Genomic DNA, 24,760 nt, shown 5'->3' on the forward strand with positions numbered 1-24,760 from the left:
TCATGCCCGGGACCGGGGACGAGTCCCGCCGTCCGGTGCCTCTCAGGCCGTGGGTTCCCCCGCGCGCGGAGCCGCCTCCTCCACGGGTGACCCGGCGCCGCCAGCGGGCGGCGCCGTCTTTCCCGCCGTGGGCGGCACCGGGGCGTCGAGCGCCTGACCGGCCGCGGCCGCGAGGCGCTGGAGCTGGACGCGGCCCCGGCGTGCGGTGCGCAGGGCGTCCCAGGTGAGCAGGGCCAGCGCCACCCAGACCAGGCCGAAGCCCGCCCAGCGTTCCGCGGGCATCTCCTCGTGGAAGTAGAGGATGCCCAGGGCGAACTGGAAGACCGGCGCGAGGTACTGGAGCAGCCCCAGCACGGACAGCGGGACCCTGATCGCGGCGGCCCCGAAGAGCACGAGCGGGACCGCCGTGACCAGGCCCGTCGCCGCCAGCAGCGTCGCGTGCCCCGCCCCGTGCCCGCCGAAGGTGGACTCGCCGCGCGCCCCCAGCCACAGCAGATAGCCGAGGGCCGGCAGGAACTGGACGGCCGTCTCGGCCGCCAGCGACTCGACGCCGCCGAGATTGACCTTCTTCTTCACCAGCCCGTACGTCCCGAAGGAGAACGCGAGCACCAGCGAGATCCACGGCGGCTGCCCGTACCCGATCGCGAGCACCAGGACGGCCGCAAGACCCACCCCGACCGCCACCCACTGCACGGGCCGCAGCCGCTCCTTGAGCAGCAGGACGCCCAGCGCGATGCTGACCAGCGGGTTGATGAAGTACCCGAGGGACGCCTCCACGACGTGCCCCGCGTTGACCGCCCAGATGTAGACGCCCCAGTTGACCGTGATCACGGCCGCCGCGATCGTCACCAGGCCCAGCCTGCGGGGCTGCCGGATCAGCTCCCCGGCCCAGGCCCAGCGGCGTACGAAGAGCAGGGCGAGGCCCACCACGGCGAGCGACCACACCATGCGGTGGGCCAGGATCTCCCCGGCCCCGGCCGGCTTCAGCAGCGGCCAGAACAGCGGGACCAGGCCCCAGATCACGTAGGCCGCGGCCCCGGACGCCACACCCGTCCGCGACTCCCCCGCCGCTTCCTGTTCCGTCCCGCCCACGGCCCCTCCTTCGCTCGCGGGGGCGGTCCGTCGTGGTCGGCCCCCTCTCGCCGAAGGTAACCGCGCCACGCCCGCCTGTCATGTGCGTATCGCCATACGGTCATGACAGTCCGGTGGTGGTGACGGCGGGCGCCCGGGAAGCGCCACGCCCCCGCCCCGCCGCCGCAGTGGCGGGGGACGGGGGCGTGGCGTGCGCGCGGTGCGGCCTACTTCTCCAGGCCGGCGAGGGCGGCCGCGATCGAGTCGGCGATCGGGGTGCTCGGCCGGCCGATGAGACGCCGCAGGTCGTCGCTCTCGCTGGCGAGGACACCCCGTGACAGGGCGACGTCCGCGTCGGCGAGGATCTCCGCCAGCTCGGCGGGCAGGCCCGCGCCCTTGTAGATGTCGATGAGCTGCTCGGCGGGGACGTCGGAGTAGGTGACCGTCTTCCCCGACTGGCGGGAGACCTCCGCCGCGTACTCGGGCAGGCTCCAGGCGACGTCGCCGCACAGCTCGTACGCCTTGTTCTCGTGGCCCGTGCCGGTCAGCACGGCGACGGCGGCGGCCGCGTAGTCCGCGCGGGGGGCCGAGGCGATGCGGCCCTCGCCCGCGCTGCCGACGATGGTCCCGGTGGCCAGCGGGCGCGCCAGGTTCTCGGTGTAGACGTCGGAGTACCAGCCGTTGCGCAGGAACACGTACGGCAGGCCCGAGTCGAGGATCGCCTGCTCGGTGTACTTGTGCTCCTCGGCGAGCTTCAGATCCGCCTTCGGGCCGCCGAGGACCCCGGTGTACGCGAGCAGCGTGACCCCGGCCTCCTTCGCCGCGTCGATCACGGCCTGGTGCTGCACGGTCCGCTTGCCGACCTCGCTGCCGGAGATCAGCAGGACCTTGTCGCCCGCGTGGAAGGCGGCCTTGAGGCTCTCCGGACGGTCGTAGTCCGCGATCCGCAGCTCGACGCCCTGCTCGGCGAGGCCGGCGGCCTTGCCCTCGTCGCGGACGACGGCGGCGATCTCCGATGCCGGGACCTTCTCCAGCAGCCCGGCGACGACGAGACGGCCGAGGTTCCCGGTGGCGCCGGTGACGACGATGCTCATGAGTGCTTCTCTCCTGGCGTTCACTTGATGATTTGTCCCATTGGTTCCGCGGGAACAGCCTATCCAGCACACTAACCAGACGAAAGTACCCACTTTGAAGTAAGGTACTGGGATGGCGGTAAGCAATGAGGTGAGCGAGTTGAGCGAGACCAACGAGGCAGCCGAAAGCGGGCGCGGGGGCGCCGGGGTGGGCAGGGACGAGATCGCCGGCTTCCTGGGCCGCGTCGCCGCCGGCATGCCCGACGTCAACCAGGCCATGTGCCCCTCGCGCGGAATCCTGGAGCACGTCACGAGCCGCTGGGCCGTACTGATCCTGGCCGCGCTCCTCGACCGCACCCACCGTTTCAGCGCACTGCGCCGGACGGTCGGCGGCGTCAGCGAGAAGATGCTCGCCCAGACCCTCCAGGCCCTGGAGCGGGACGGCTTCGTACTGCGCGAGGCCAAGCCCGTCATCCCGCCGCACGTCGAGTACTCGCTCACGCCCGTCGGCCGGGAGGTCGCCGAGCAGGTGTGGGGCCTCGCACGCTGGACGGAGCGGCGGGTCGCGACCGTACTCGACGCGCGGGAGGCGTACGACGCGGCCCGCGCCCGCGCCTGACCGGGCCGCCGCCCCCACCCGCGTACGCGGAAGGCCCGCGGCGATCCCGGGTTCTTGGGTTTCGGGGATCGTCGCGGGCCCACCCGCGTACCTGTCCGGTCCGCGTGCCTGTCCGGCCTTCGCTGTTCAGCCGGCGACGGTCCAGGTGTCGTTACCGGTGAGGAGCTGGCCGAGGTCGCCCTTGCCGTGCTGCTCGACGGCGGCGTCGAGCTGGTCGGCCATGAGCGTGTCGTAGACCGGGCGCTCGACGTCGCGGAACACGCCGATGGGCGTGTGGTGCAGGGTGTCGGGGTCGGCGAGCCGGGACAGCGCGAAGGCGGTGGTCGGCGAGGACTGGTGCGCGTCGTGCACCAGGAGGTCCGCCTCGTTCTCCGCCGTGACCTCGACGACTCGCAGGTCACCGGTGGCCCGGTCGCGTACGACGCCCCTCGCCCCGTCGGTGCCGAAGCGGATCTGCTGCCCGTGCTCCAGGCGGATCACGGCCTCCTGGGCCTGCTGCTTGTCCTTGAGGACCTCGAAGGCGCCGTCGTTGAAGATGTTGCAGTTCTGGTAGATCTCCACCAGCGCGGTACCGGGGTGCTCGGCCGCCGCCTTCAGCACGCTCGTGAGGTGCTGACGGTCGGAGTCCACCGTGCGCGCCACGAAACTCGCCTCGGCGCCGATCGCCAGGGAGACCGGGTTGAACGGCGCGTCCAGCGAGCCCATCGGGGTGGACTTGGTGATCTTGCCGACCTCGGAGGTCGGCGAGTACTGGCCCTTGGTCAGCCCGTAGATCCGGTTGTTGAACAGCAGGATCTTCAGGTTCACGTTGCGGCGCAGCGCGTGGATGAGATGGTTCCCGCCGATCGACAGCGCGTCACCGTCCCCCGTCACGACCCAGACGGACAGATCGCGGCGCGAGGTCGCCAGGCCGGTGGCGATGGCGGGGGCACGGCCGTGGATCGAGTGCATCCCGTAGGTGTTCATGTAGTACGGGAAGCGGGACGAGCAGCCGATGCCCGAGACGAAGACGATGTTCTCCTTCGCCAGCCCCAGCGAGGGCATGAAGCCCTGCACGGCGGCCAGGACCGCGTAGTCCCCGCAGCCCGGGCACCAGCGCACCTCCTGGTCGGACTTGAAGTCCTTCATCGTCTGCGTGGCCTCGGCCTTGGGCACGAGGGACAGCGCCTCAGTCATCGATGACCTCCTTCAGCACGGTGGCGAGCTGCTCCGCCTTGAACGGCATTCCGTTGACCTGGGTGTAGGACAACGCGTCGACCAGGAACTCCGCGCGCAGCAGCCTCGCGAGCTGACCCAGGTTCATCTCCGGCACCACGACCCTGTCGTACGCCTTCAGCACCTGGCCCAGGTTCCGGGGGAACGGGTTGAGGTGGCGCAGGTGGGCCTGCGCGATCTTCTCCCCGTCCGCGCGCAGCCGGCGCACCGCCGCCGTGATCGGCCCGTACGTCGAGCCCCAGCCCAGCACGAGCGTGCTCGCACCGGTGGGGTCGTCGACCTCCAGGTCCGGGACCTCGACCCCGTCGATCTTCGCCTGCCGGGTGCGGACCATGAACTCGTGGTTGGCCGGGTCGTAGGAGATGTTCCCCGTGCCGTCCTGCTTCTCGATACCGCCGATACGGTGCTCAAGGCCCGGGGTGCCCGGGACCGCCCACGGACGCGCCAGCGTCTGCGGGTCCCGCTTGTAGGGCCAGAAGACCTCGGTGCCGTCCGCCAGTTCGTGGTTCGGCGTCGTCGCGAACGGCGTCGTCAGGTCCGGCAGCTCCTCCGTCTCCGGGACGCGCCAGGGCTCGGAGCCGTTGGCCAGGTAGCCGTCCGACAGCAGGAACACCGGGGTGCGGTAGGCCAGCGCGATACGGGCCGCGTCGATCGCCGCGTCGAAGCAGTCCGCCGGGGTGCGCGGAGCGACGACCGGGACCGGCGCCTCACCGTTGCGGCCGTACATGGCCTGGAGCAGGTCGGCCTGCTCGGTCTTGGTCGGCAGGCCGGTGGAGGGGCCACCGCGCTGGATGTCGACGATCAGCAGCGGCAGCTCCAGCGACACCGCGAGGCCGATCGTCTCCGACTTCAGCGCCACGCCCGGACCGGAGGTCGTCGTCACCGCGAGCGCGCCGCCGAAGGCCGCGCCGAGGGCCGCGCCGATACCGGCGATCTCGTCCTCGGCCTGGAAGGTGCGCACGCCGAAGTTCTTGTGCTTCGACAGCTCGTGCAGGATGTCGGAGGCCGGGGTGATCGGGTACGAGCCCAGGTACAGCGGCAGATCCGCCTGATGGGAAGCCGCGATCAGACCGTAGGCCAGCGCCAGGTTCCCGGAGATGTTGCGGTAGGTGCCGGTCGGGAACGCGGCCGAGGCCGGATCGACCTCGTAGGAGACGGCGAAGTCCTCCGTGGTCTCCCCGAAGTTCCAGCCCGCCCGGAAGGCCGCCAGGTTCGCCTCGGCGATCTGCGGACGCTTCGCGAACTTCGTGCGCAGGAACTTCTCGGTGCCCTCGGTCGGCCGGTGGTACATCCACGACAGCAGCCCGAGCGCGAACATGTTCTTGCTGCGGCCCGCGTCCTTGCGCGACAGGTCGAAGTCCTTCAGCGCCTCCACCGTCAGCGTCGTCAACGGCACCGGGTGCACGCTGTAGCCGTCGAGGGAGCCGTCCTCCAGCGGCGAGGCCGCGTAGCCGACCTTCTGCATCGCGCGCTTCGAGAACTCGTCCGTGTTCACGATGATCTCCGCACCGCGTGGCACATCGGCGATATTCGCCTTCAGCGCCGCCGGGTTCATCGCGACCAGCACATTCGGCGCGTCCCCCGGAGTGAGAATGTCGTGATCCGCGAAATGCAGCTGGAACGAGGACACCCCCGGCAGAGTTCCTGCGGGAGCGCGGATCTCGGCCGGAAAGTTCGGCAGCGTCGACAAGTCGTTGCCGAAGGAAGCCGTCTCGGACGTGAAACGGTCCCCGGTGAGCTGCATGCCGTCCCCGGAGTCGCCCGCGAACCGGATGATCACCCGGTCGAGCTTGCGGACTTCCTTGCCCTCGGCGCCTTCGGCGGCCTCGGTGGGGGGTGCGGCGCTCTCCTCGGACACGGTGCCCTCCGCGTCCCGCACGGTGTGCCGCGGTTCGACGACTGCTCCGTCGGACTGCTCGGCTGGGCTACTGACCTGGCTGGTCACTGAACTGGACCTCCCGTCGAGGCAGTGTGTCTCCCCGCCGAGGCGAGGGCAGGTGCATATCTGGGCCGGCGGACCGGTTGTCCCACAGACACCCTACGTCGGTAAGGGTGCCCTTCCCGGGACAGGTCATATCGTGGACCTCATGTTGAGATGCCGGTAAGGGGACAGAGAACTGTCGAACATCACGTTTCGCCGCCCGTCGGCCGGTGAAGGCGCGCTGACCCTCCCCTGATTCCCGGTCACTTTCCCGCTTTGCCTCCACTTTTCTCCGCAATTGACCTGATTGCCGAAACCGGGCGCTCGTCCTTTTGGCTTAGGTCGCAGGACGGGTGCCTTTCGAGAGACTGAAACCGGCCTTCCGTGGACCAGAACCGGCCTTTCGGGGAACGGGGCCGGCCTTTCCGGGGGGCGTAGCCGACCTTTCCGGGGGCGGAGCCGGCCTTTCCGGGGGCGGGAATGTCGCCGGGGGCGGGGAAGGCGGGCAGGCCCCCGGGCCGCCGATTCCGGGGACTCGCCCCTCCCGCCGGGTCCGGGCCGACCCCGGCCGGTCTGGAGCCGGCTCTCCGGCCGGTTGGGGTGCTCCTCCCGCCGGTCTGAGTCGGCTCTCCGGCCGTCCGTCGGTTCCATCGGCCCGCCGCTCTCAGGACCTGAGATACGTCAGTACCGCGAGGACACGGCGGTGGTCGCCCTCGCTGGGGGACAGGCCGAGCTTCATGAAGATGTTGCTCACGTGCTTCTCGACCGCGCCGTCGCTCACCACGAGGGCCTTCGCGACCGCCGAGTTGGTCCTGCCCTCCGCCATCAGCCCCAGGACCTCCCGCTCCCGAGGGGTGAGGTGGGCGAGGACGTCCTGCTTGCGGCTGCGGCCCAGCAACTGCGCCACCACCTCGGGGTCCAGCGCCGTGCCGCCGCCCGCGACCCGCACCACGGCGTCCACGAACTCCCGTACGTCGGCGACCCGGTCCTTCAGCAGATAGCCCACCCCCCGGCTCGACCCGGCGAGCAGTTCGGTGGCGTACTGCTCCTCGACGTACTGCGAGAGCACGAGCACTCCGACGTCCGGATACGCCTTGCGCAGGGCCACCGCCGCCCGCACCCCCTCGTCGGTGTGGGTCGGCGGCATCCGTACGTCCGCGACCACGACGTCCGGCTGCTCCCCCTGCTCGCTGAGGTCCCGCACCGTCTTCACCAGTGCCTCGCCGTCGCCGACGCCGGCCACCACGTCGTGCCCCCGGTCGGTCAGCAACCGGGTCAGCCCCTCCCGCAGCAGCACTGAATCCTCGGCGATGACCACCCGCACTCTGTCCTCCACGACTCTTTCTTCCCCCAGTTCACTGCTCACCGCTCCCGCCCTCCCCGGCGGAGCCGCACCGTTCCCGGAGGGCCGCGGCGATGGGCGCCGACGCCACCAGCATCCCAGCACTTCCGGCCGCGCCCCCGCCTCTTCCCCGTTTCCCTGTATCGGGGTTCCCTCCTCCGGAACCCACCACCGGAACCCACCACCATCGGGCCCACCGCCGCGCCGGGGGAGGCGTGCAGACAGTGGGGACCGGGGACCGGGGTCCCGGGACCGGAGAAGGAATACCGGAGACGGAGACCGGGAGGGCCTGAGCTGGGGCGGCGCGGGCTGGGCGGCGCGGGCCGGAGTGCGGCGGGGGTGCCGGGTACGGCGAGGGGCGAGTGGCACGGTGTGCGCCCCTGGTACGGCAGCCGGGACGCGCCACGTCGGCAGCTCTCCCGGCAGCTGTTGGGTCAGCTGTTCCGTCTCAGTCTCAGTAGAGGTCCGGCGCGGGGCGGCGGGCGGTACCGCCGCCCTCCCGGGGCCGCCACGGCAGTTCCGCGACGATCGTGGTGGGGCCGCCTGCGGGGGAGTCGATCGCGAGCAGTCCGTCCACCGCGTCCAGCCGCTCGGCGAGGCCCGCGAGCCCCGAGCCGGCCTCGGCCCCGGCCCCGCCCTGTCCGTCGTCGGTGACCTGGAGCAGCAGCCGCCCCTCGACCCGCCACACGTCCACGGAGGCGCGCGTCGCCCGTGCGTGCTTGCTGATGTTCTGGAGGAGTTCGGAGACGGTGAAGTAGGCGATGCCCTCGATCGCCGGGGCGGGCCGGTACGGCAGATCCACCTCCACCTCGACCGGCACGGCGCAGCGGGAGGCGACGGAGGACAGCGCGGCGTCCAGGCCCCGGTCGGTGAGGACGGCGGGATGGATGCCCCGGGCCAGGTCCCGCAGCTCCTGAAGCGCCGTCTTCACCTCGCCGTGCGCCTCGTCCACCATGCGCGCGGCGGCCTCCGGGTCCTCCAGCAGCTTCTCCTTCGCGAGCCCCAGATCCATCGCGAGGGCGACGAGCCTGGCCTGGGCCCCGTCGTGCAGGTCGCGTTCGATGCGGCGCAGGTCCGCGGCCGCCGTGTCCACCACGACGCCCCGGTCCGACTCCAGTTCGTCCACCCGGTTCGCGAGCCGCGAGGGGCTCAGCAGCCCGAGGACCAGCAGCCGGTCCACGGAGGTGAGCGCCCGGACCACCCACGGCGTCGCCAGCGTCAGGGCGAGGCCGACCACGCAGGTGTACGCGATCTCCCAGAAGCTGTCCAGGTACTCGCCGTGCCGCATGTCCCCGTAGTACTGGAGACCGTCCCGGCCCACGTCGGAGGGGACCGCCCAGTGCCACAGCGGGTAGGTGAACAGCGCCCAGCCCGTGGCCCACAGAGTCATCGACACGCAGAACGCGAACACGGCCCACGGGAAGTGCAGAAGGCTGTACAGCAGATGCCGCCAGGACACCCCGCTGCGGAGCGTCGCCCCCATCCACGACAGTGCTGAGGGCTTCTTCGGCCGTACCTGGCGCGGGGAGCCGACCTCCAGGCCGAGCAGTCCGCGGGCCCGGGCCCGCTCCATCGCGCCGATGCCGCGGCAGGCCGCCAGGCCGCCCGCGAGCACCGGGATGCCGAGGAAGGTGACGAGCAGACCCGCTCCGAGCGACAGCATCGTCACCGCGACCGTGAAGGTGACGATGCTGATCGGCAGGCTCAGGATCAGGTACCCGAACTCCCGCCACATGCGCGCTCCCAGCGGCGCGCGGAGCGCCGAACCGAGCCAGGAGGGCCGGTGTTCTCCGGGGCGGCCGGAGCCGCCCGGCGCACCCGCCGTGCCCGGTCCGCCGCGCCCGGCCTCCGCAGGGGACCGGAAGCTCATTCCCTGTCCGTAATCCGTGGCCATCGGTCCCGTCCTTCTGCTCGTGTCGTGTTCCGTGGGCCGTGCGCCCGCTGCGTCTGGCTTTGTGCGCCGTGTGCGCCGTGCGTGGTTGTCGCGGACTACCGGTCGTGCACCTCAGACTGCTCCGGTTCCCGGGCACGGACCATGGAGCGTGTCGGCGTCCTCGACCGGGGGTTTTCCCCACCCACGGGTCCACGAGCCCGTGGCCCGTGGACTCGCGGCTCGTGGGCCCGTGGCCCCGTTGGATCCGGCGTCGGCGACGGCGGTCGCACCGGTGGGTGGATCAGCGTCCGACCGCTCTGCCCGCCCGGTTGCGCGCCGCCGCCGGTTCGCGGTCGCGCCAGGGCAGTTCGGCGGTGATCGTCGTCGGGCCGCCGACCGGTGAATCGATGACGAACAGGCCGTCCACCGCGCCCAGCCGGTCCGCGAGCCCCGCCATGCCGGAGCCCCCGTCGAGCGAGGCCCCGCCCCGGCCGTTGTCCGCGACCTGGATGAGCAGACGGTCGCCCGCCCGCCACACCTCCACCGAGGCGGAGGAGGCACCGCTGTGCTTGCTGACGTTCTGGAGGAGTTCGGAGACGGTGAAGTAGGCGATGCCCTCGATCGCCTCGGCGGGCCGCGCGGGGAGATCCGCCGTCACCTTGACCGGCACGGTGCAGCGGGAGGCGACGGAGGACAGCGCCGCGTCCAGCCCCCGGTCGGTGAGGACGGCGGGGTGGATGCCCCGGGCCAGGTCCCGCAGTTCCTGGAGGGCGAGCTTCACCTCGCCGTGCGCCTCCTCGACCATGACCGCCGCCGACTCGGGGTCCTCCAGCAGCTTCTCCTTCGCGAGCCCCAGGCCCATGGCGAGGGCGACGAGCCTGGCCTGGGCCCCGTCGTGCAGATCGCGTTCGATGCGGCGCAGGTCCGCGGCAGCGGTGTCCACCACCACGCCCCGGTCCGACTCCAGTTCGGCTATCCGCCGCTCCAGCGTGTCGGAGGGGGAGAGGAAGCCGCGCACCATCGCCCGGTCACCGTTGGCCAGACCCCGGACCACGAACGGCAGCACCGGCCAGAAGGCGAACAGCCCGGTCAGCGACACCACGAAGGAGGCGATGCCCCACGGCAGCCGTATGAACGAGTAGAGCGTCGTACGCCAGGCCACCGGGTCCCGCAGCTCCGTCCACAGCCGGCTGAAGAAGCCCTCCCCGGCCCGCCGCGGCAGCCGCGAGGGCTCCTCCACGCGCAGCCCCAGCAGCTTCCTGGCCCGGGACCGCTCCGCCCGGCCCAGCACACGCGCCCCGCGCAGCCCGAGGGCGAGCACCGGGAGCCCCACGACCGTCACCGCGAGGCCGAGGCCGACCGACACGAACACCACGACGTACACGAAACTCGCCAAGGCCATCGGCAGGTTCACCAGGAGCTGCGCGATCTCCTTCCACGTGTGCCGGGAGAAGGCGAAGCGTGCCGGTGGCGGTTGGTCGGAGCCCGGTCCACGGGCGTCTTCTGCGGTCATGACACCCAGCCTGCCGGTCCGCACGCCCCCGCGCCATGAGGTCCACCGCCAAGCTCAACTGAGGAAAACCCCACCCCCGGGAGAGTGAGAGCCGAACCGTGCCGAAGGAACCTGCCGAGCGGACGGGTTCCTCACCGGGCTGGGGGCCGTGTCCCTGGGCAGACCCCGGCACGGGGACGGGGCCCCGAGGCCGGATTCGGTGCCCGAGCGCGGCGGCGGGTTCCCGCGCGGCAGAGAGGTCTCCGGGCGGGGTGCGGTCCGTGAGGGATTTCGGTGCCCGGGTGGGGGCGCGAGTCCGCGAGGGCGGCGGGGTCCTGGCGCAGGGGGTGCGCGTCCGCGAGGGTGGCGGGGCCCGGGAGGGAGAGCGGGGGCAGGCTCCAGGCGGAGATCGGGTCCCCGGGCGGGGCGGGCGGGGCTGCGGGCCGAGGAGGCTGAGGAGACGGGGCGGATGCCCGTGCTCGGGCCCGGCTTCCTGGGCCCCCCTTTCCCCGGCCGGTCCGGCTTCCCCGGTTTCCCCGGCTTCCCCGGTTTCCCCGGCCCTGCCCTGTTCCCCCGGCCTGGTCCGGCTTCCCGACTTGAGGTCCTGTTGAGGTCCTGACTTCTCGGCTCAGGTCCGGCTTCCGCTGCCTGGGTCCAGTTCCCCGCCGAGACCGGGTCCGGATTCCGCTGCCTGCCCAGGAACCCGCCAACCGCGCCCGCCTCCCCGGTCACTCCGAGTGCGCCCGGCGCCTCGGCCCTCCGGCCCCGGCTCCCGCCGCCCGCGTCCGTCCCCGTGCCCGCGCCCGTCTCCCCGGCCACCCCGCGAGCCAGGCTCCTGCCCTCCGGGCCCGGCTCCCGCCGTCCGCGTCCGTCCCCGTGCCCGCGCCCGGCTCCCCGGCCACCCGGCCACCCGGCCACCCGCAGGCTCCGGCCCTGGCTCCCGCCGCCCGCGTCCGTCCCCGTGCCCGCGCCCGGCTCCCCGGCCACCCCGCGCGCCCGCCCCTCCCCGTACCTCCCCGCCCCTCCCCGTACCTCCCTGTACCTCCCCCTACCTCCCCGTACCTCCCCGTTTTCCGGGTCCTCGGCAGCCCAGGACCAGACTCGCTGCTTACCTCCCCTTTAGCAGGCCCTAGACTCCCGTGCGTGTGTGCCGCCGTCGCGCGGGGCACTCCAGCGGACTCCGGGAACCTCGCCGGAGCACCCGCCGGGGCCCCGTACCGGACGGCACCGGACGCGAGGAGCCCGCGGGACCCGGCAGGACCAGGCCGGGAAACGAGGGCCCGACCACGATGTGACGGAGCGGAGGGCGGACGTGCCGGGACCGATCGATCCGACCGACCCGGGCGGGATCGCCGTACCCGGACTGCCGGGCGCCCCCAGCGCGCCGGGTGCCCCGGGCGCGTACGGCGCGCACTCCGTGACCCTCGCGGCGGACTACTTCCACGCCTACTCGGTGGTCGGCGTCCTCGCCGCCGTCGGCGTGCTCTTCGTGGCCTTCGCCTTCGGCGCGGGCCGGCTGCTGCGCCCCGTCGTCCCCACGCCCGAGAAACTCCTCACCTACGAATGCGGCGTCGACCCCGTCGGCGAGGGCTGGGCCCACACCCAGGTCCGCTACTACGTGTACGCCTTCCTGTACGTGATCTTCGCCGTCGACTCGATCTTCCTGTTCCCCTGGGCGACCGTGTTCGCCGACCCCGGTTACGGGGCGACGACGCTCGTGGAGATGTTCGTCTTCCTCGGGTTCCTCGCCATCGGACTGCTCTACGCCTGGAAGAAGGGCGTCCTGGAATGGACGTGACACCCCCCGCGGCCCCGGCCGCGCACGCCGACCCGCTCGCCGCCGCCACGGCCGGCCCCGTCGACCTCCCCGACCCCGCCCCGGCCGGCAGGCTGGGCGTGCTCTCGCGGCTGGCCCCGCAACCCATGAAGGTCGTCCTCAACTGGGGACGCCGCTACAGCCTCTGGGTCTTCAACTTCGGCCTCGCGTGCTGCGCGATCGAGTTCATCGCGGCCTCCATGTCCCGCCACGACTTCATCCGGCTCGGTGTCATCCCCTTCGCGCCCGGCCCGCGCCAGGCGGACCTGATGGTCGTCTCCGGGACCGTCACCGACAAGATGGCGCCCGCCGTCAAACGCCTCTACGAGCAGATGCCCGAGCCGAAGTACGTCATCTCCTTCGGCGCCTGCTCCAACTGCGGCGGCCCCTACTGGGACTCGTACTCCGTGACCAAGGGCGTCGACCAGATCATCCCCGTCGACGTCTACGTGCCCGGCTGCCCGCCCCGGCCCGAGGCGCTGCTCCAGGGCATCCTCAAGCTCCAGGAGAAGATCGCCCGCGAATCCCTCGGCGAGCGCTACGCCCACGGCCGCCGCACCCCCGTCGCGGCCCTGCGCAGCGGCCTCGTCACCCCGCCGCCCGCCCCCGGGGAGGACCCGCGGTGACCGGCTGGCTGCCCCAGGAACCCACCGAACTCTTCGGTCCCGAGGCCACGGCGGAGGAGGCGTACGCACTCCTGACCGTCGACGTGCCCGCCGGAACGTGGACCACGGCGCTCGAAACCGCCCGCCGCACCCTCGGCTGCACCTACTTCGACTGGCTCAGCGCCGTCGACGAGCCCGGCACCGGCTTCCGGGTCTGCGCGCACGTCGTCGCGCTCGCCCCCGTGCGCCGCCTGCTGCTGCGTACGACGGTGCCGCACGAGGCGCCCGTCCTCGCCTCCGCCGTGGGCGTGTACGCCGGGGCCGCGTGGCACGAGCGCGAGACCCACGAGATGTTCGGCGTCCGCTTCGAGGACCACCCCGGGCTCACCCCGCTCCTGCTGCCCGAGAACTTCGAGGGCCACCCGCTGCGCAAGGACTTCGTGCTCGCCGCCCGCGTCGCCAAGGCGTGGCCCGGCGCGAAGGAGCCCGGCGAGTCCGGCCACGGCGCCCCGAAACGACGCCAGATGCTGCCGCCGGGCGTACCCGACCCGAACGAGTGGGGCCCCCTCAAGGGCCAGTTGCCGGACGCCCCGGCCCGCCCCGCGCGCGGCGCCCGCGCCGCGACCGGGGAGCGGCCCGCCCGCCGTACCCGTACCGCCGCCGGGGGATCGGCCGCCCAGCGCGGGGACACGGCCGCCACCCCGGCGACCGAGACCGCACAGAAGCCCGGACAGTCTCCTGCGCCCGTACAGCCCGGACAGTCTCCTGAGTCCGGGCAGAAGGCGGACGGCGCCCCCGGGCCCCAGGCCCCCGCCGAGCAGGCGTCCACGACACCCGCCCGCCCGGCCGGCCCGCGCCGCGCACGCAGCGCCTCGGCCGGCTCCGCCTCGCAGCGCGCCGCGACGGCACCCGACGAGGCGGGCAAGGGCGACGGCGACGAGGCGGCTCCGGCGCCCGGCCACCGTGAGGACGCGACCGCGCCGTCGCCCGCCGCGCCCGCCGCGCCGCCCGCCAAGGGCAGCGCGGACGCCCCGTGGCACCACGCGCGCCCCGCCTTCGAGGAGCCGGGGGAGGGAGCCGAGGGGAAGTCCGGTGAGAAGCCCGGACAGAAGTCCGGTGAGGAGCCCGGACAGAAGTCCGGTGAGCAGCCGGACGGGAAGCGGGAACGCCCCGCCCCCGAGCCGCCCGCCCCCGAGCCGCCCGCCTCCGAGGACCCCCGCCCGGACGACGGGACCGCCCCCGAGACGGCCCCCGGGCCCGCCCCCCAAGAAGACAACCGGCCCCCCGAGCCCCCCGCCGGAGGCGACCCCGCGTGAACGACGTCCTCAGCGTCGCCCTGCGACTCGTCATCGTCTTCGTCGGCTTCCTCGCCCTGCCGCTGATCGTCGGGCAGGCCGAGCACAAGGTCATGGCCCACATGCAGGGCCGGCTCGGCCCCATGTACGCGGGCGGGTTCCACGGCTGGGCCCAGCTCATGGCCGACGGCGTGAAGTTCGCGCAGAAGGAGGACGTGGTCCCGGCCGAGGCCGACGCGAAGATCTTCCGGCTCGCCCCCGCCGTCGCCCTGCTCCCGTACCTCCTGGTCCTGCTGGTCATCCCGGTCGGCCCCGGCGAGGGCGCCGTCGGGCAGGTGGTCGACGCCGGGCTGTTCTTCGCGCTCGCCGTCCTCGGGGTCGGCGTGCTCGGCTCGCTCATGGCCGGCTGGGCCTCGGCCAACAAGTTCTCGCTGCTCGGCGGATTGCGCACCGCCGCCCAACTGCTCGCCTACGAACTGCCGATGCTGCTGGCCGCCGCCTCCGTGGCGATGGCCGCCGGAACCGTCTCCCTGCCCGGCATCCTCGACGCCTTCGCGTGGTGGTGGCTGCCCTGGCAGATCGTCGGGGCCCTCGTGTTCTTCGTCGCCGGGCTCGCCGAGCTGCAACGACCGCCGTTCGACATGCCGGTGGCCGACTCGGAGATCATCTTCGGCGCGTACACCGAGTACACCGGTCTGCGGTTCGCGCTGTTCCTGCTCGCCGAGTACGCCGGGATCGTCATCCTCTGCGGCCTGACCACCGTCCTGTTCCTGGGCGGCTGGCACGGGCCGTGGGGCGCGGACGGCCTCGGCTGGGTGTGGACCCTGCTCAAGACAGCGGTCCTCGCGTTCGTCGTGATCTGGCTCCGCGTCACCTACCCCCGCCTGCGCGAGGACCAGCTCCAGAAGCTGTCCTGGACCGTGCTGATCCCCCTCGCCCTCGCCCAGATCGCCCTCACCGGCGTCGTCAAAGTGGTGATCTCCTAGATGTCTCCGATCCCTGGTACGGGGCTGGCCAAGGGCCTCGCCGTGACCCTGCGCACCATGACGAGGAAGAGCGTCACCGCGCAGTACCCCGAGACGCTGCCCGCGCTGCCGCCGCGCAGCCGCGGAGTCATCGGGCTGTTCGAGGAGAACTGCACGGTCTGCATGCTGTGCGCCCGCGAATGCCCCGACTGGTGCATCTACATCGACTCCCACAAGGAGACGGTGCCGCCCGCCGCGCCCGGCGGACGCGAACGCAGCCGCAACGTCCTCGACCGCTTCGCCATCGACTTCTCACTCTGTATGTACTGCGGCATCTGCATCGAGGTGTGCCCCTTCGACGCGCTGTTCTGGTCCCCCGAGTTCGAGTACGCCGAGACCGACATCCGCGACCTGACCCACGAGCGCGACAAGCTGCGCGAGTGGATGTGGACCGTCCCGGAACCGCCCGCGCTCGACCCGGCCGCCGAGGAACCCAAGGAACTCGCCGCCGCCCGCAAGACCGCCGACAAGCTCGCCGCCGCCCAGGAGGCGGAGGCCGCGGCCGCCGCAGCGGCGACGGCGGGGACGACGGCGGGGACGGGGGCCGCGGCTCCGGCTGACCCGGCACCGGCCGACCCGGCGCCCGGCGCGAAAGCCGCCCCCGGTGACCAGCCTGCCCCCGGTGACCAGCCCACCCCCGGTGACCAGCCCGCCCCCAACAGCCGTCCGGAAGCGGGGCAGGAGTGAGTCCGACCGCCGCCCTCGCCTCCGTCGCGCTCGCCGCCCCGGCCCCGAACCAGGCCCCGCAAGGGTTCCTCTCCCCGACCGGCGTCGAGATCGCCTTCCTCCTCTTCGGGCTCGTCACCTTCGGCGCCGCGATCGTCACGGTGACCACGAAGCAGCTCGTGCACGCCGCGCTGTGGCTCGTCGTCACCCTCGGCGGCCTCGCCGTCGAGTACCTCCTGCTCACCGCCGAGTTCATCGCGTGGGTGCAGGTCCTCATCTACGTCGGTTCCGTCGTCGTCCTCCTCCTGTTCGGGCTCATGCTCACCAGGGCGCCCATCGGCCGCTCCCCGGACGCCGACTCCGCGAACCGGCCGGTCGCCCTGGGCGTCGCCGTCCTCGCGGCCGGCGCGCTCGTGTGGGTCGTCACGGACGCCTTCCGCACCACCTATATCGACCTCGACGGCGAGAACCCCCAGGGCAGTACCGCCGTCACCGGCTCCTTCCTGTTCCGGCACTGGGTGCTGCCCTTCGAAGCGCTCTCCGTGCTCCTGCTCGCCGCGCTCGTCGGCGCGATCGTGCTGTCGCGGCGCAACGCCAGGAACACGCCCCCGCCGCGCCGCACCCCTCCGCCCCGCCGCGTGTCGCCGCCCCGCACGGGCCGCACCCCGGGCGGTTCCACGGCCCGCGCCGGCGCGACCGGCACCCCTCCCGCCCCGTCGCCCGGCACGCGGCCCGCCGAGCCCGAGCCCCCGGAGGACGCGCGCTGATGCACCTCGCCTATCCCGCCGTCCTCTCGGCGCTCCTGTTCGGCACCGGCCTCTACGGCATCCTGGCCCGCCGCAACGCGATCCTCGTGCTCATGGCCGTCGAGCTGATGCTCAACGCCGTCAACCTCAACCTCGTCGCCTTCGACGTGTGGCTGCGCGACCGCCTCCACGCCGGCCAGGCGCTGACGCTGTTCACCATCGCCGTCGCCGCCGCCGAGATCGGCATCGGCCTCGCCATCGTGCTCGCCGTGTACCGCAACCGGGGCAGCTCCGACATCGACCGCCTCCGCGACACCGCCGAACACCCCGACGGCCCCGACGACGGACCGCACGGACCGCACGACGGACCCGGCGGCGGCCCCGGAGTACTCCCCGGCGACCCGCCCGACCCCACCGGAACCCTCCCCTCCGGCCGTACCGGCGGCACCCGGCCCCGCGGAGCCGCAGCGTGAACACGACCACCCTCGCCGTCCTCGTCCCCCTCCTGCCGTTCCTCGGCGCGCTCGCGGGACTCCTGCTCGGCCGCACCGCGCCCGCCTTCGTCCGACCGCTCGCCGTCCTCCCGGTCCTGGCCGCAGCGGTCCTCGCCGTCCTCCTCGCCGTCCGCCAGGGCGGGGGAGAGGCCGTCGACGCCTCGACCCGGCTCACCCCCACCGGCTCCGTGCCCGTCGACCTCGCCCTGCACCTCGACGGGTTCGCCGTCCTCGTCGCCGTCCTGGTCACCGTCGTGTCGGGCTGCGTGCAGCTCTACTCCACCGGCTACCTCCGCGACGACCCGCGCTACGCCTCGTACGCGGCGCTCGTCTCCCTCTTCACCTCCGCGATGCTGCTCGTCGTCTACTCCGGCGACCTGATGGTGCTGCTCGTCGGCTGGGAGGTCATGGGCATCTGCTCGTACTTCCTCATCGGCCACTACTGGGAGACCCCCGAGGCCCGCGCCGCCTCCCTCAAGGCATTCCTCGTCACCAAACTCGGCGACGTCCCCTTCCTGTTCGGCCTGTTCGCGCTCGCGGGCGACACGGGCTCCTTCCGCATCACCGAGATCCTCAAGTCCGTCTCCCACGGCGGACTCGACCACCCCACCCTCATCGCGCTGCTCCTGCTCGCCGGGGTCGCCGGGAAGTCCGCGCAGTTCCCGCTGCACACCTGGCTGCCCGACGCCATGGCCGGCCCCACCCCGGTGTCCGCGCTGATCCACGCCGCCACCATGGTCGCCGCCGGCGTCTACTTCGTGGCCCGGCTGCTGCCCGTCTTCACCGCCTCCGCCGCCGCGCTGATCGTGCTGGCCTTCATGGCCGCCGTCACCATGACCGGCTCCGCGCTCGCCGCCCTCGCCCAGGACGACATCAAACGCGTCCTCGCCTACTCCACGGTCGGCCAGCTCGGCTACATGACCGGCGCCCTCGCCGTCGGCGACCGCGGCGCCGCCGTCTTCCACCTCCTGTCCCACGGCGCCTTCAAGGCGCTGCTGTTCCTGGCCGCCGGAGTCGTCATCCACGCCGCCGGCACCAACTCGCTCGCCGCCATGTCCCGCATGCCGGGACTGCGCGCCCGCATCCCCGACGCCTTCTGGACGATGACCGTCGCCCTCCTCGCGCTCGCCGCGATCCCCCCGTTCAGCGGCTTCTTCTCCAAGGAAGCCGTGCTCGGCGCCGCCGAACACGCCGCGACCGGAGAGGCCGCCGGCATCCCGGGCGCGGCCGGCTGGATCGTCCTGGTCGCCGGACTCGCCACCGCCCTGCTCACCGGCGCCTACGCCACCCGCCTCTGGCTCCTCGTCGGCGCCCCCGGCGGGCGGACCGGCCCCGACCCGGCGAAGGCCGAACCCGCGACCACCGAGACGCACCACACCACCCCCGTCGTCATGAACGTCATCCTGTGGGTCCTCGCCGTGCCCTCCCTCCTCTTCGGACTGACCGCCGGAGTCCTGCCCGACTGGTTCGACAGCCGCTCCCTCACCCCGACCCTCACCACCTCCGTCCTGGGCACCGGCGTCGCCCTCGTCGGCGTCGTCCTCACCTACGGGGCCTGGCGGCACACCGTCGCCCTCGCCGCGCAGTACCCGCTCGGCGCCGTCACCGCCGACCCCGGAGCCGACTCCGGCCGCACCGAGGCCGAGGCCATCGCGAGCCACGAAGCCGTCTACGGCGACATCTCGGGCGCCGCCGACCCGGCCGACCCCGGCCGGCTCCTGCTCGGCCCCCTGCACCGCCACGCCGCCGCCGGATTCCACCTCGACGCCGTGTACGCCGCCCTCTTCGAGAGGCCCGTACGCGCCGCCGCCGTCCTCGTGCGCTTCCTCGACTCCGCCGTCGTCGACACCTACGTACGCGGAGCCGCCGCCGGCCCGAAACTGCTCGGCGCCGCCGTACGCCGCGCCCAGACCGGCAACACGCAGACCTACCTCGGGGCGCTGCTCGCCGGCTCCGTCGTCCTGGCCGTCGCGGCCGTCCTCTACGCAGCGGCAGGAGCCTGAACCGTGGCCCAGATCCTGGATATCAACGAGTCGGCGATGCAGATCCTGCTCGCCGTGATCGTCGTCGGCCCGCTCATCGGCGCGGCCACCGCCCTGCTCCCCGCACCGCCCGGCCTCAAGGGCAGGAACCCCGGCCAGGCCGTGCTGCGCCACGGCGTCCTCGTCACCGGCGTGATCCTCGCCGCGAGCATCGCGCTCGCCCTCGGCTTCGACCGGCACCACGCCGCGAGCATGCAGGCCACCACCGACATCAGCTGGATCGCCGCGCTCGACGTGCGCGTCCACCTCGGCGTCGACGGCATCTCGCTCCCCCTCCTCGTCCTGACCGCGCTCCTGAGCTTCCTGTGCGCGCTCTACAGCTACTTCAAGATGCCCGCGGGCCCCTCCCCCCGGGCGTTCGTCGCCCTGCTGCTCCTCCTGGAGTCCGGCTGCCTCGCGACCTTCGCCGTCCTCGACCTCGTGCTGTTCTTCCTGGCCTTCGAGATGGTCCTCATCCCGATGTACTTCCTCATCGCCCGCTGGGGCGGCGCGAAGCGGGAGGCGGCCGCCTGGAAGTTCATCCTCTTCACGCTGGTCGGCTCCGCCGTCATGCTGCTCGGACTCCTCCTCATCGGGCTCAAGGCGGGCACCTTCGACATGGTGGCACTCGCCACTGACAACGGCTCAGGTCTCTCGAAGTCCGTGCAGGTCACCGCCGTTCTCGCGATCGGGATCGGCCTCGCAGTCAAGGCCCCGATGTGGCCCCTGCACAGCTGGCTGCCCGACGCCCACACCGCCGCCCCCACCGTCGGCTCCGTCATGCTCGCCGGGGTCCTGCTCAAGATGGGCACCTACGGGTTCGTACGCGTCGCCCTGCCCATCGCCCCCGACGGCATGCACACCTTCGCGCCCTACCTCGGGGCGTTCGCCGCCGCCGGCATCGTCTACGGCTCCCTCGCCTGCCTCGCCCTGGTGCGGCGCGGAGCGGGCGGCGACCTCAAACGCCTCGTCGCCTACTCCTCCGTCGGCCACATGGGCTTCGTCCTGCTCGGCATCGCCTCCATGACGCCCACCGGCGTCAACGGCGCCCTCTTCGCCAACATCGCGCACGGACTGATCACCGGGCTGCTGTTCTTCCTCGTCGGCGCCCTCAAGGACCGCGCGGGCACCGCCGACCTCGACACCCTCGCCGGATCAGCAGGCGCCGCGCTGTACGGCCGCGCCCCACGCTTCGCCGTGCTCCTCGCGTTCACCGCCGTCGCCTCCCTCGGCCTGCCCGGACTCGCCGGGTTCTGGGGCGAGATGCTCACCATGTTCGGCGCCTTCGACCCCGCCGCCGGACTCAGCCGCCCCGCGTTCCTCACGTACATGGCCGTCGCCGGACTCGGCACCCTGCTCACCGCCGCCTACCTCCTCATGGTCGTACGGCGCGTCTGCACGGGCCCCCTGCCGCTCCAGGCGGAACCCGCCCCGGCCACGGGCGCGACGGAGCCCCCCGCCCCCGTACCGGCCACCCCTGACGGCGTATCCCCGGCGTCGCCCGACGCGCCGCGAGCCACCCCCGCGCCCCTCCTGCTCGACGCCCCCGACGAGCCCTACACCTCGCCGGAACCCGCCCAGCGGCCCTTCGCCGACCTGCGCGGCCACGAGGCCGCCACCTGGCTGCCGCTCGTCGCCCTCACCCTCCTCGCCGGACTCTGGCCCGCCCTGCTCCTCGGCCTCACCGACCCGGCCGTCCACCAGCTCCTCGCGGGAGGCGCGGCATGACCACCCTCGTGCAGTCCGTCGACTGGCTCGCCCTCGCACCCCCCGCCCTCACCGCGCTGTCCGCCCTCGCGCTGCTGGTCACGGACCTGTTCCTGCCCGAACACCGCAAGGGCCTCCTCGGCTGGCTCGCGGCCGGCGGCCTCGCCCTCGCCCTGCTGTCCCTGCTGCCGCTCCTGGACGGCGACCGCACCACCTTCTGCCTCGGCGCCGGCTCCCACGCGTGCAGCTACAGCGCCGACCACTTCACGCTCGTCATCCAGCTGCTCGTCCTCGGCGGCGCCCTCGTCACGACCCTGCTCTCCCTGACCGCCGTCAAGGACCTCGCGCTGCCCGCAGGCGAGTACTGGTTCCTGCTGCTCGCCTCCGCGTCCGGCGCCGCCCTGCTGCCCGCCTCCCGCGACCTCGCGACCCTCGTCGTCGCCCTGGAGGTCGCCTCCCTGCCCGGCTTCGCCCTCGTCGGCCTCAAGCACGGCGACCGGCGCTCCTCCGAGGCCGCCCTCAAGTTCTTCCTGTCCTCCGTCGCCGCGACCGCCGTCACCCTCCTCGGCGTGAGCTTCGTCTACGCGACGACCGGCACCCTGCACCTCACCGACCTCGCCGAGGGCCTCCAGCACGTCGACGGCCAGTTCCAGACCCTCGCCCGCGCCGGAGTCGCCCTCACCCTCGTCGGCTTCGCCTTCAAGACGGCCGCCGTCCCCTTCCACTTCTGGGTCCCCGACACCTACGTCGGCGCGCCCCTGCCCGTAGCGGCCTACCTCTCCGTCGTCGGCAAGGCCGTCGGCTTCACCGGCATCGCCCTGATCACCGTCCTCGGCTTCCCGTCCTACGCCGACGTGTGGGGCCCCGCCCTCGCCGTGCTCGCCGCCCTCACCATGACCGCGGGCAACGCCGCGGCCCTGCGCCAGCGCGCCGACCGCCTCACCTCGGCGGTACGCCTCCTCGCGTGGTCCTCCGTCGGCCAGGCCGGGTACCTCCTCGTACCGCTCGCCGCCGCCGCGTACACCGACCACCCCGAGCACGCCCTCGGCTCGACCGTCGCCTACGCCCTCATGTACGGCGTCGTGAACCTGGGCGCCTTCGCGGTCGTCGCCGCCGTCACCCGCGTACGCCCCGCGAGCCGCCTCAGCGACTACCGCGGCCTGTACGCCGAGCACCCCGCGCTCGCGCTCCTGCTCGCCTTCTTCCTGCTGTGCCTGGCCGGACTCCCGCCGGGCCTCGTCGGCCTCTTCGCCAAGGTCACCGTGTTCTCCGCGGCCGTCGACGCGGGCCTCGGCTGGCTCGCCGTCCTCATGGCCCTCAACGTCGCCGTCGCCCTCGTCTACTACCTGCGCTGGACCGCCGAACTCTTCCGCCCCGCCGCCGCGTCGCAGGAGACGCCCGCCGCCGCGTCGCAGGCGACCCCTGCCACCGGCCTGCGGCAGGCGCCGGCCGACCCGACGACGGCGGTTCCCGCGCTCGCGACCGACAGCTCCGCGCTCCCCGTACCGTTCCCCCTCACGGCCGCCCTGGCCCTCACCGGCCTCCTCGCACTCGCCCTCTCGGGCGCCCCGCAACTCATCCTCCGCTTCACCACGACCGCCCTCTTCTGAGAATCCCGTTCTGGGAACGCCCTGCTGAGAATGCTGCGGTTTCCGCGCGGAAACCGCAGCCGAGGCACCCCCCTCTTCTGACGAGAACGCCTCCCAAACACCGGCGGCCATCACTCTTTCGGACGACGGCCGGGTCGCCGCGCGCCGGGGAACCTGCGCCCTTCGCCTGGCGTTGACCAGTACGGGAGGGTCCACTGGAGAGGGGAAGCAGTTCCCGGAGGCACCCGCCGAGAAGCAGTACAGACACCCGTAGAGCACCCGCAGAGACAGCAGTAGAGGGTCCCCCTGCCGCACCACTTGGAGGGCGTACCGTGCACCGCCGGCACAATGGCTTGAAAACCGCCGTACTCCTCGGGGGGCTGTCCGCCCTCATCCTCGTCATCGGCAGCTTCTTCGGCACCACCGGCCTGATCGTGGCGCTCGTCATCGCCCTCGGCACCAACGCCTACGCCTACTGGAACAGCGACAAACTGGCCCTGCGCGCGATGCGGGCCCGCCCGGTGAGCGAGTTCGAGGCCCCCGGCCTGTACCGCATGGTCCGCGAGCTGTCCACCGAGGCCCGTCAGCCCATGCCGCGCCTCTACATCTCGCCGACCGAGGCCCCCAACGCCTTCGCGACCGGCCGCAACCCGCGCAACGCCGCCGTGTGCTGCACCGACGGCATCCTGCGCCTGCTCGACGAACGCGAACTGCGCGGCGTCATCGGCCACGAACTCAGCCACGTCTACAACCGCGACATCCTGATCTCCTCGGTCGCGGGCGCCCTCGCCTCCGTGATCATGTTCCTGGTCAACTTCGCCTGGCTCATCCCGATCGGCCGCTCCGACGACGACGAGGGCCCCGGACTCGTCGGCCTGCTCATGGTCATGCTGCTGGGCCCGATCGCGGCCTCCGTCATCCAGCTCTCCATCAGCCGCTCCCGCGAGTACCAGGCCGACGCCTCGGGCGCCCAGCTCACCGGCGACCCGCTGGCCCTCGCCTCCGCGCTGCGCAAGCTGGAGACGGGCACCAAGCAGCTCCCGCTGCCGCCCGAGCCGCGCATCGAGACGGCGAGCCACATGATGATCGCGAACCCCTTCCGGGCCGGCCAGGGGCTCTCCAGAATGTTCTCCACGCATCCGCCGATGGCGGAGCGCATCGCCCGGCTCGAACAGATGGCAGGTGGCCGCCCATGAAGACAGTCCTCAACATCATCTGGCTCGTGCTGAGTGGATTCTGGCTGTTCCTGGCCTATCTGCTCGCCGGGGCCATCCTCTGCGTCACGATCATCGGCATCCCCTTCGGCCTGGCGTCGTTCCGCATCGGCGTGTACGCCCTGTGGCCCTTCGGGTACTCCGCCGTCGAACGCCGCGACGCGGGCCCCGCGTCCTGCGTGGGCAACGTGCTGTGGCTCGTCCTGGCGGGCTGGTGGCTCGCCCTGGGCCACATCACCACCGGCATCGCCCTGTGCGTCACGATCATCGGCATCCCCCTGGGCATCGCCAACTTCAAGCTCATCCCGGTCTCGCTCATGCCGCTGGGCCGCGAGATCGTCCGCACCGGGGAACGGTTCGCGGCGACCCCCGGGACCTGAGCCCGCAGGCACCCGCCGCACAGCCCTGGCCCCGGCGCACGGCCCCGCCGCACAGCTCCGGCCCCCGGCGCACAGCCCCGTCACATCATCCAGTGACGGGGCTGTGACATGCCTCGGGCAACCCGGGAAGTGATCTTCGGCGTCCTTCTGGGTAGCGGTCGCCCAGGCCCGCGCGGAGCCGGCGAACCCCGGCCCCACGAGGTGCGGCGACCGCGCGGACGGACCGAAGTACACGCGAAGGGCAGGACACAGGCATGGGCATCGTCAGCTGGATCATCCTCGGGCTGCTGGCCGGCGTGGTCGCCAAGATCCTGTTGCCGGGCAGGGACCCGGGCGGGCTCGTCGGCACCACGGTGATCGGCGTGATCGGCGCCTTCCTCGGCGGCTGGCTCTCGGCCCGCTTCCTCGACCACCCCATCAGCAAGGACTTCTACGACGGCGCCACCTGGGCCGCCGCGATCGGCGGCTCCCTGGTCCTGCTCATCGCCTACCGCCTCGTCTTCGGCAACTCCCGCGACTGAGGCCGGCCGTGCCCGGGCGGACACGGCTCAGGACGTGAAGCGGGCGGGGCGGGCACCGGTCACCGGTGCCCGCCC

General features: G+C 72.8%; 21 protein-coding genes. 14 read left to right on the plus strand and 7 right to left on the minus strand.

Annotated elements, in window-relative coordinates; all coding sequences use genetic code 11:
• Positions 1 to 42 precede the first annotated feature (42 nt).
• Positions 43 to 1,092 (minus strand): EamA family transporter RarD, encoded by a 1,050-nt coding sequence (rarD, locus tag AB0J21_RS17910; RefSeq protein ID WP_363146941.1) that lies wholly within the window; start codon positions 1,090 to 1,092, stop codon positions 43 to 45.
• A gap of 206 nt (positions 1,093 to 1,298) precedes the next feature.
• Positions 1,299 to 2,165 (minus strand): SDR family oxidoreductase, encoded by an 867-nt coding sequence (locus AB0J21_RS17915; protein ID WP_363146942.1) that lies wholly within the window; start codon positions 2,163 to 2,165, stop codon positions 1,299 to 1,301.
• Positions 2,166 to 2,400: 235 nt separating this feature from the next.
• Between AB0J21_RS17915 and AB0J21_RS17920 the strand changes: the two genes are divergently transcribed.
• Positions 2,401 to 2,763 (plus strand): helix-turn-helix domain-containing protein, encoded by a 363-nt coding sequence (locus AB0J21_RS17920; RefSeq protein ID WP_363147224.1) that lies wholly within the window; start codon positions 2,401 to 2,403, stop codon positions 2,761 to 2,763.
• 126 nt (positions 2,764 to 2,889) lie between these two features.
• On the opposite strand, the gene AB0J21_RS17925 is transcribed toward AB0J21_RS17920, so the two are convergent.
• From AB0J21_RS17925 to AB0J21_RS17945, 5 genes are all read right to left on the minus strand, one after another.
• Positions 2,890 to 3,939, minus strand: a complete 1,050-nt coding sequence (locus AB0J21_RS17925; protein ID WP_363146943.1) for a 2-oxoacid:ferredoxin oxidoreductase subunit beta — start codon at positions 3,937 to 3,939, stop codon at positions 2,890 to 2,892.
• Entirely contained in the window at positions 3,932 to 5,923 is a 1,992-nt protein-coding gene (locus AB0J21_RS17930) for a 2-oxoacid:acceptor oxidoreductase subunit alpha (protein WP_363146944.1), read from the minus strand. Before AB0J21_RS17930 ends, AB0J21_RS17925 begins: the two co-directional genes overlap by 8 nt.
• Positions 5,924 to 6,563: 640 nt before the next feature.
• Positions 6,564 to 7,223, minus strand: a complete 660-nt coding sequence (locus AB0J21_RS17935) for a response regulator transcription factor (RefSeq protein WP_363147225.1) — start codon at positions 7,221 to 7,223, stop codon at positions 6,564 to 6,566.
• 472 nt (positions 7,224 to 7,695) lie between these two features.
• On the minus strand, positions 7,696 to 9,135 hold the full coding sequence (locus tag AB0J21_RS17940; RefSeq protein ID WP_363146945.1) for a sensor domain-containing protein: 1,440 nt from the start codon (positions 9,133 to 9,135) through the stop codon (positions 7,696 to 7,698).
• Positions 9,136 to 9,415: 280 nt separating this feature from the next.
• Complete coding sequence (locus AB0J21_RS17945; RefSeq protein ID WP_363146946.1) at positions 9,416 to 10,627, minus strand: sensor domain-containing protein; 1,212 nt, start codon at positions 10,625 to 10,627, stop codon at positions 9,416 to 9,418.
• Between the two features lie 1,342 nt (positions 10,628 to 11,969).
• Here AB0J21_RS17945 and AB0J21_RS17950 point away from each other — a divergent pair.
• The 13 genes from AB0J21_RS17950 (at position 11,970) to AB0J21_RS18010 (ending at position 24,685) form a co-directional block, all read left to right on the plus strand.
• Positions 11,970 to 12,404 (plus strand): NADH-quinone oxidoreductase subunit A, encoded by a 435-nt coding sequence (locus AB0J21_RS17950; RefSeq protein ID WP_363147226.1) that lies wholly within the window; start codon positions 11,970 to 11,972, stop codon positions 12,402 to 12,404.
• Positions 12,395 to 13,048, plus strand: coding sequence for an NADH-quinone oxidoreductase subunit B family protein (locus tag AB0J21_RS17955; RefSeq protein WP_363146947.1), 654 nt, complete (start codon positions 12,395 to 12,397; stop codon positions 13,046 to 13,048). The genes AB0J21_RS17950 and AB0J21_RS17955 overlap by 10 nt, the downstream gene beginning before the upstream one ends.
• Entirely contained in the window at positions 13,045 to 14,343 is a 1,299-nt protein-coding gene (locus AB0J21_RS17960) for an NADH-quinone oxidoreductase subunit C (protein WP_363146948.1), read from the plus strand. Before AB0J21_RS17955 ends, AB0J21_RS17960 begins: the two co-directional genes overlap by 4 nt.
• A complete protein-coding gene (locus AB0J21_RS17965) occupies positions 14,340 to 15,308 on the plus strand; it encodes a complex I subunit 1 family protein (RefSeq protein ID WP_363146949.1) in 969 nt (322 codons plus the stop codon). Before AB0J21_RS17960 ends, AB0J21_RS17965 begins: the two co-directional genes overlap by 4 nt.
• Positions 15,309 to 16,034, plus strand: a complete 726-nt coding sequence (locus AB0J21_RS17970) for an NADH-quinone oxidoreductase subunit I (RefSeq protein ID WP_363146950.1) — start codon at positions 15,309 to 15,311, stop codon at positions 16,032 to 16,034. It begins immediately after the preceding gene.
• The gene (locus tag AB0J21_RS17975; RefSeq protein WP_363146951.1) at positions 16,031 to 16,780 is read left to right on the plus strand and encodes an NADH-quinone oxidoreductase subunit J; all 750 of its coding nucleotides are present in this window, start codon (positions 16,031 to 16,033) and stop codon (positions 16,778 to 16,780) included. Before AB0J21_RS17970 ends, AB0J21_RS17975 begins: the two co-directional genes overlap by 4 nt.
• Positions 16,780 to 17,232 (plus strand): NADH-quinone oxidoreductase subunit NuoK, encoded by a 453-nt coding sequence (gene nuoK / locus AB0J21_RS17980; RefSeq protein ID WP_363146952.1) that lies wholly within the window; start codon positions 16,780 to 16,782, stop codon positions 17,230 to 17,232. Before AB0J21_RS17975 ends, nuoK begins: the two co-directional genes overlap by 1 nt.
• Complete coding sequence (locus AB0J21_RS17985; RefSeq protein WP_363146953.1) at positions 17,229 to 19,256, plus strand: NADH-quinone oxidoreductase subunit L; 2,028 nt, start codon at positions 17,229 to 17,231, stop codon at positions 19,254 to 19,256. Before nuoK ends, AB0J21_RS17985 begins: the two co-directional genes overlap by 4 nt.
• 36 nt (positions 19,257 to 19,292) lie before the next feature.
• Positions 19,293 to 21,002: an NADH-quinone oxidoreductase subunit M gene (locus AB0J21_RS17990; protein WP_363147227.1), complete on the plus strand. Its 1,710-nt coding sequence runs from the start codon at positions 19,293 to 19,295 to the stop codon at positions 21,000 to 21,002.
• On the plus strand, positions 20,999 to 22,591 hold the full coding sequence (locus tag AB0J21_RS17995) for an NADH-quinone oxidoreductase subunit N (protein ID WP_363146954.1): 1,593 nt from the start codon (positions 20,999 to 21,001) through the stop codon (positions 22,589 to 22,591). The genes AB0J21_RS17990 and AB0J21_RS17995 overlap by 4 nt, the downstream gene beginning before the upstream one ends.
• 311 nt (positions 22,592 to 22,902) lie before the next feature.
• Positions 22,903 to 23,766, plus strand: coding sequence for a zinc metalloprotease HtpX (gene htpX / locus AB0J21_RS18000; RefSeq protein WP_363146955.1), 864 nt, complete (start codon positions 22,903 to 22,905; stop codon positions 23,764 to 23,766).
• Positions 23,763 to 24,164, plus strand: coding sequence for a YccF domain-containing protein (locus tag AB0J21_RS18005; protein ID WP_363146956.1), 402 nt, complete (start codon positions 23,763 to 23,765; stop codon positions 24,162 to 24,164). The genes htpX and AB0J21_RS18005 overlap by 4 nt, the downstream gene beginning before the upstream one ends.
• Before the next feature lie 254 nt (positions 24,165 to 24,418).
• Positions 24,419 to 24,685, plus strand: coding sequence for a GlsB/YeaQ/YmgE family stress response membrane protein (locus tag AB0J21_RS18010; protein WP_363146957.1), 267 nt, complete (start codon positions 24,419 to 24,421; stop codon positions 24,683 to 24,685).
• Positions 24,686 to 24,760 lie beyond the last annotated feature (75 nt).

It is taken from the genome of Streptomyces sp. NPDC049954, from assembly GCF_040656295.1.
In the GTDB taxonomy this organism is placed as follows: domain Bacteria; phylum Actinomycetota; class Actinomycetes; order Streptomycetales; family Streptomycetaceae; genus Streptomyces.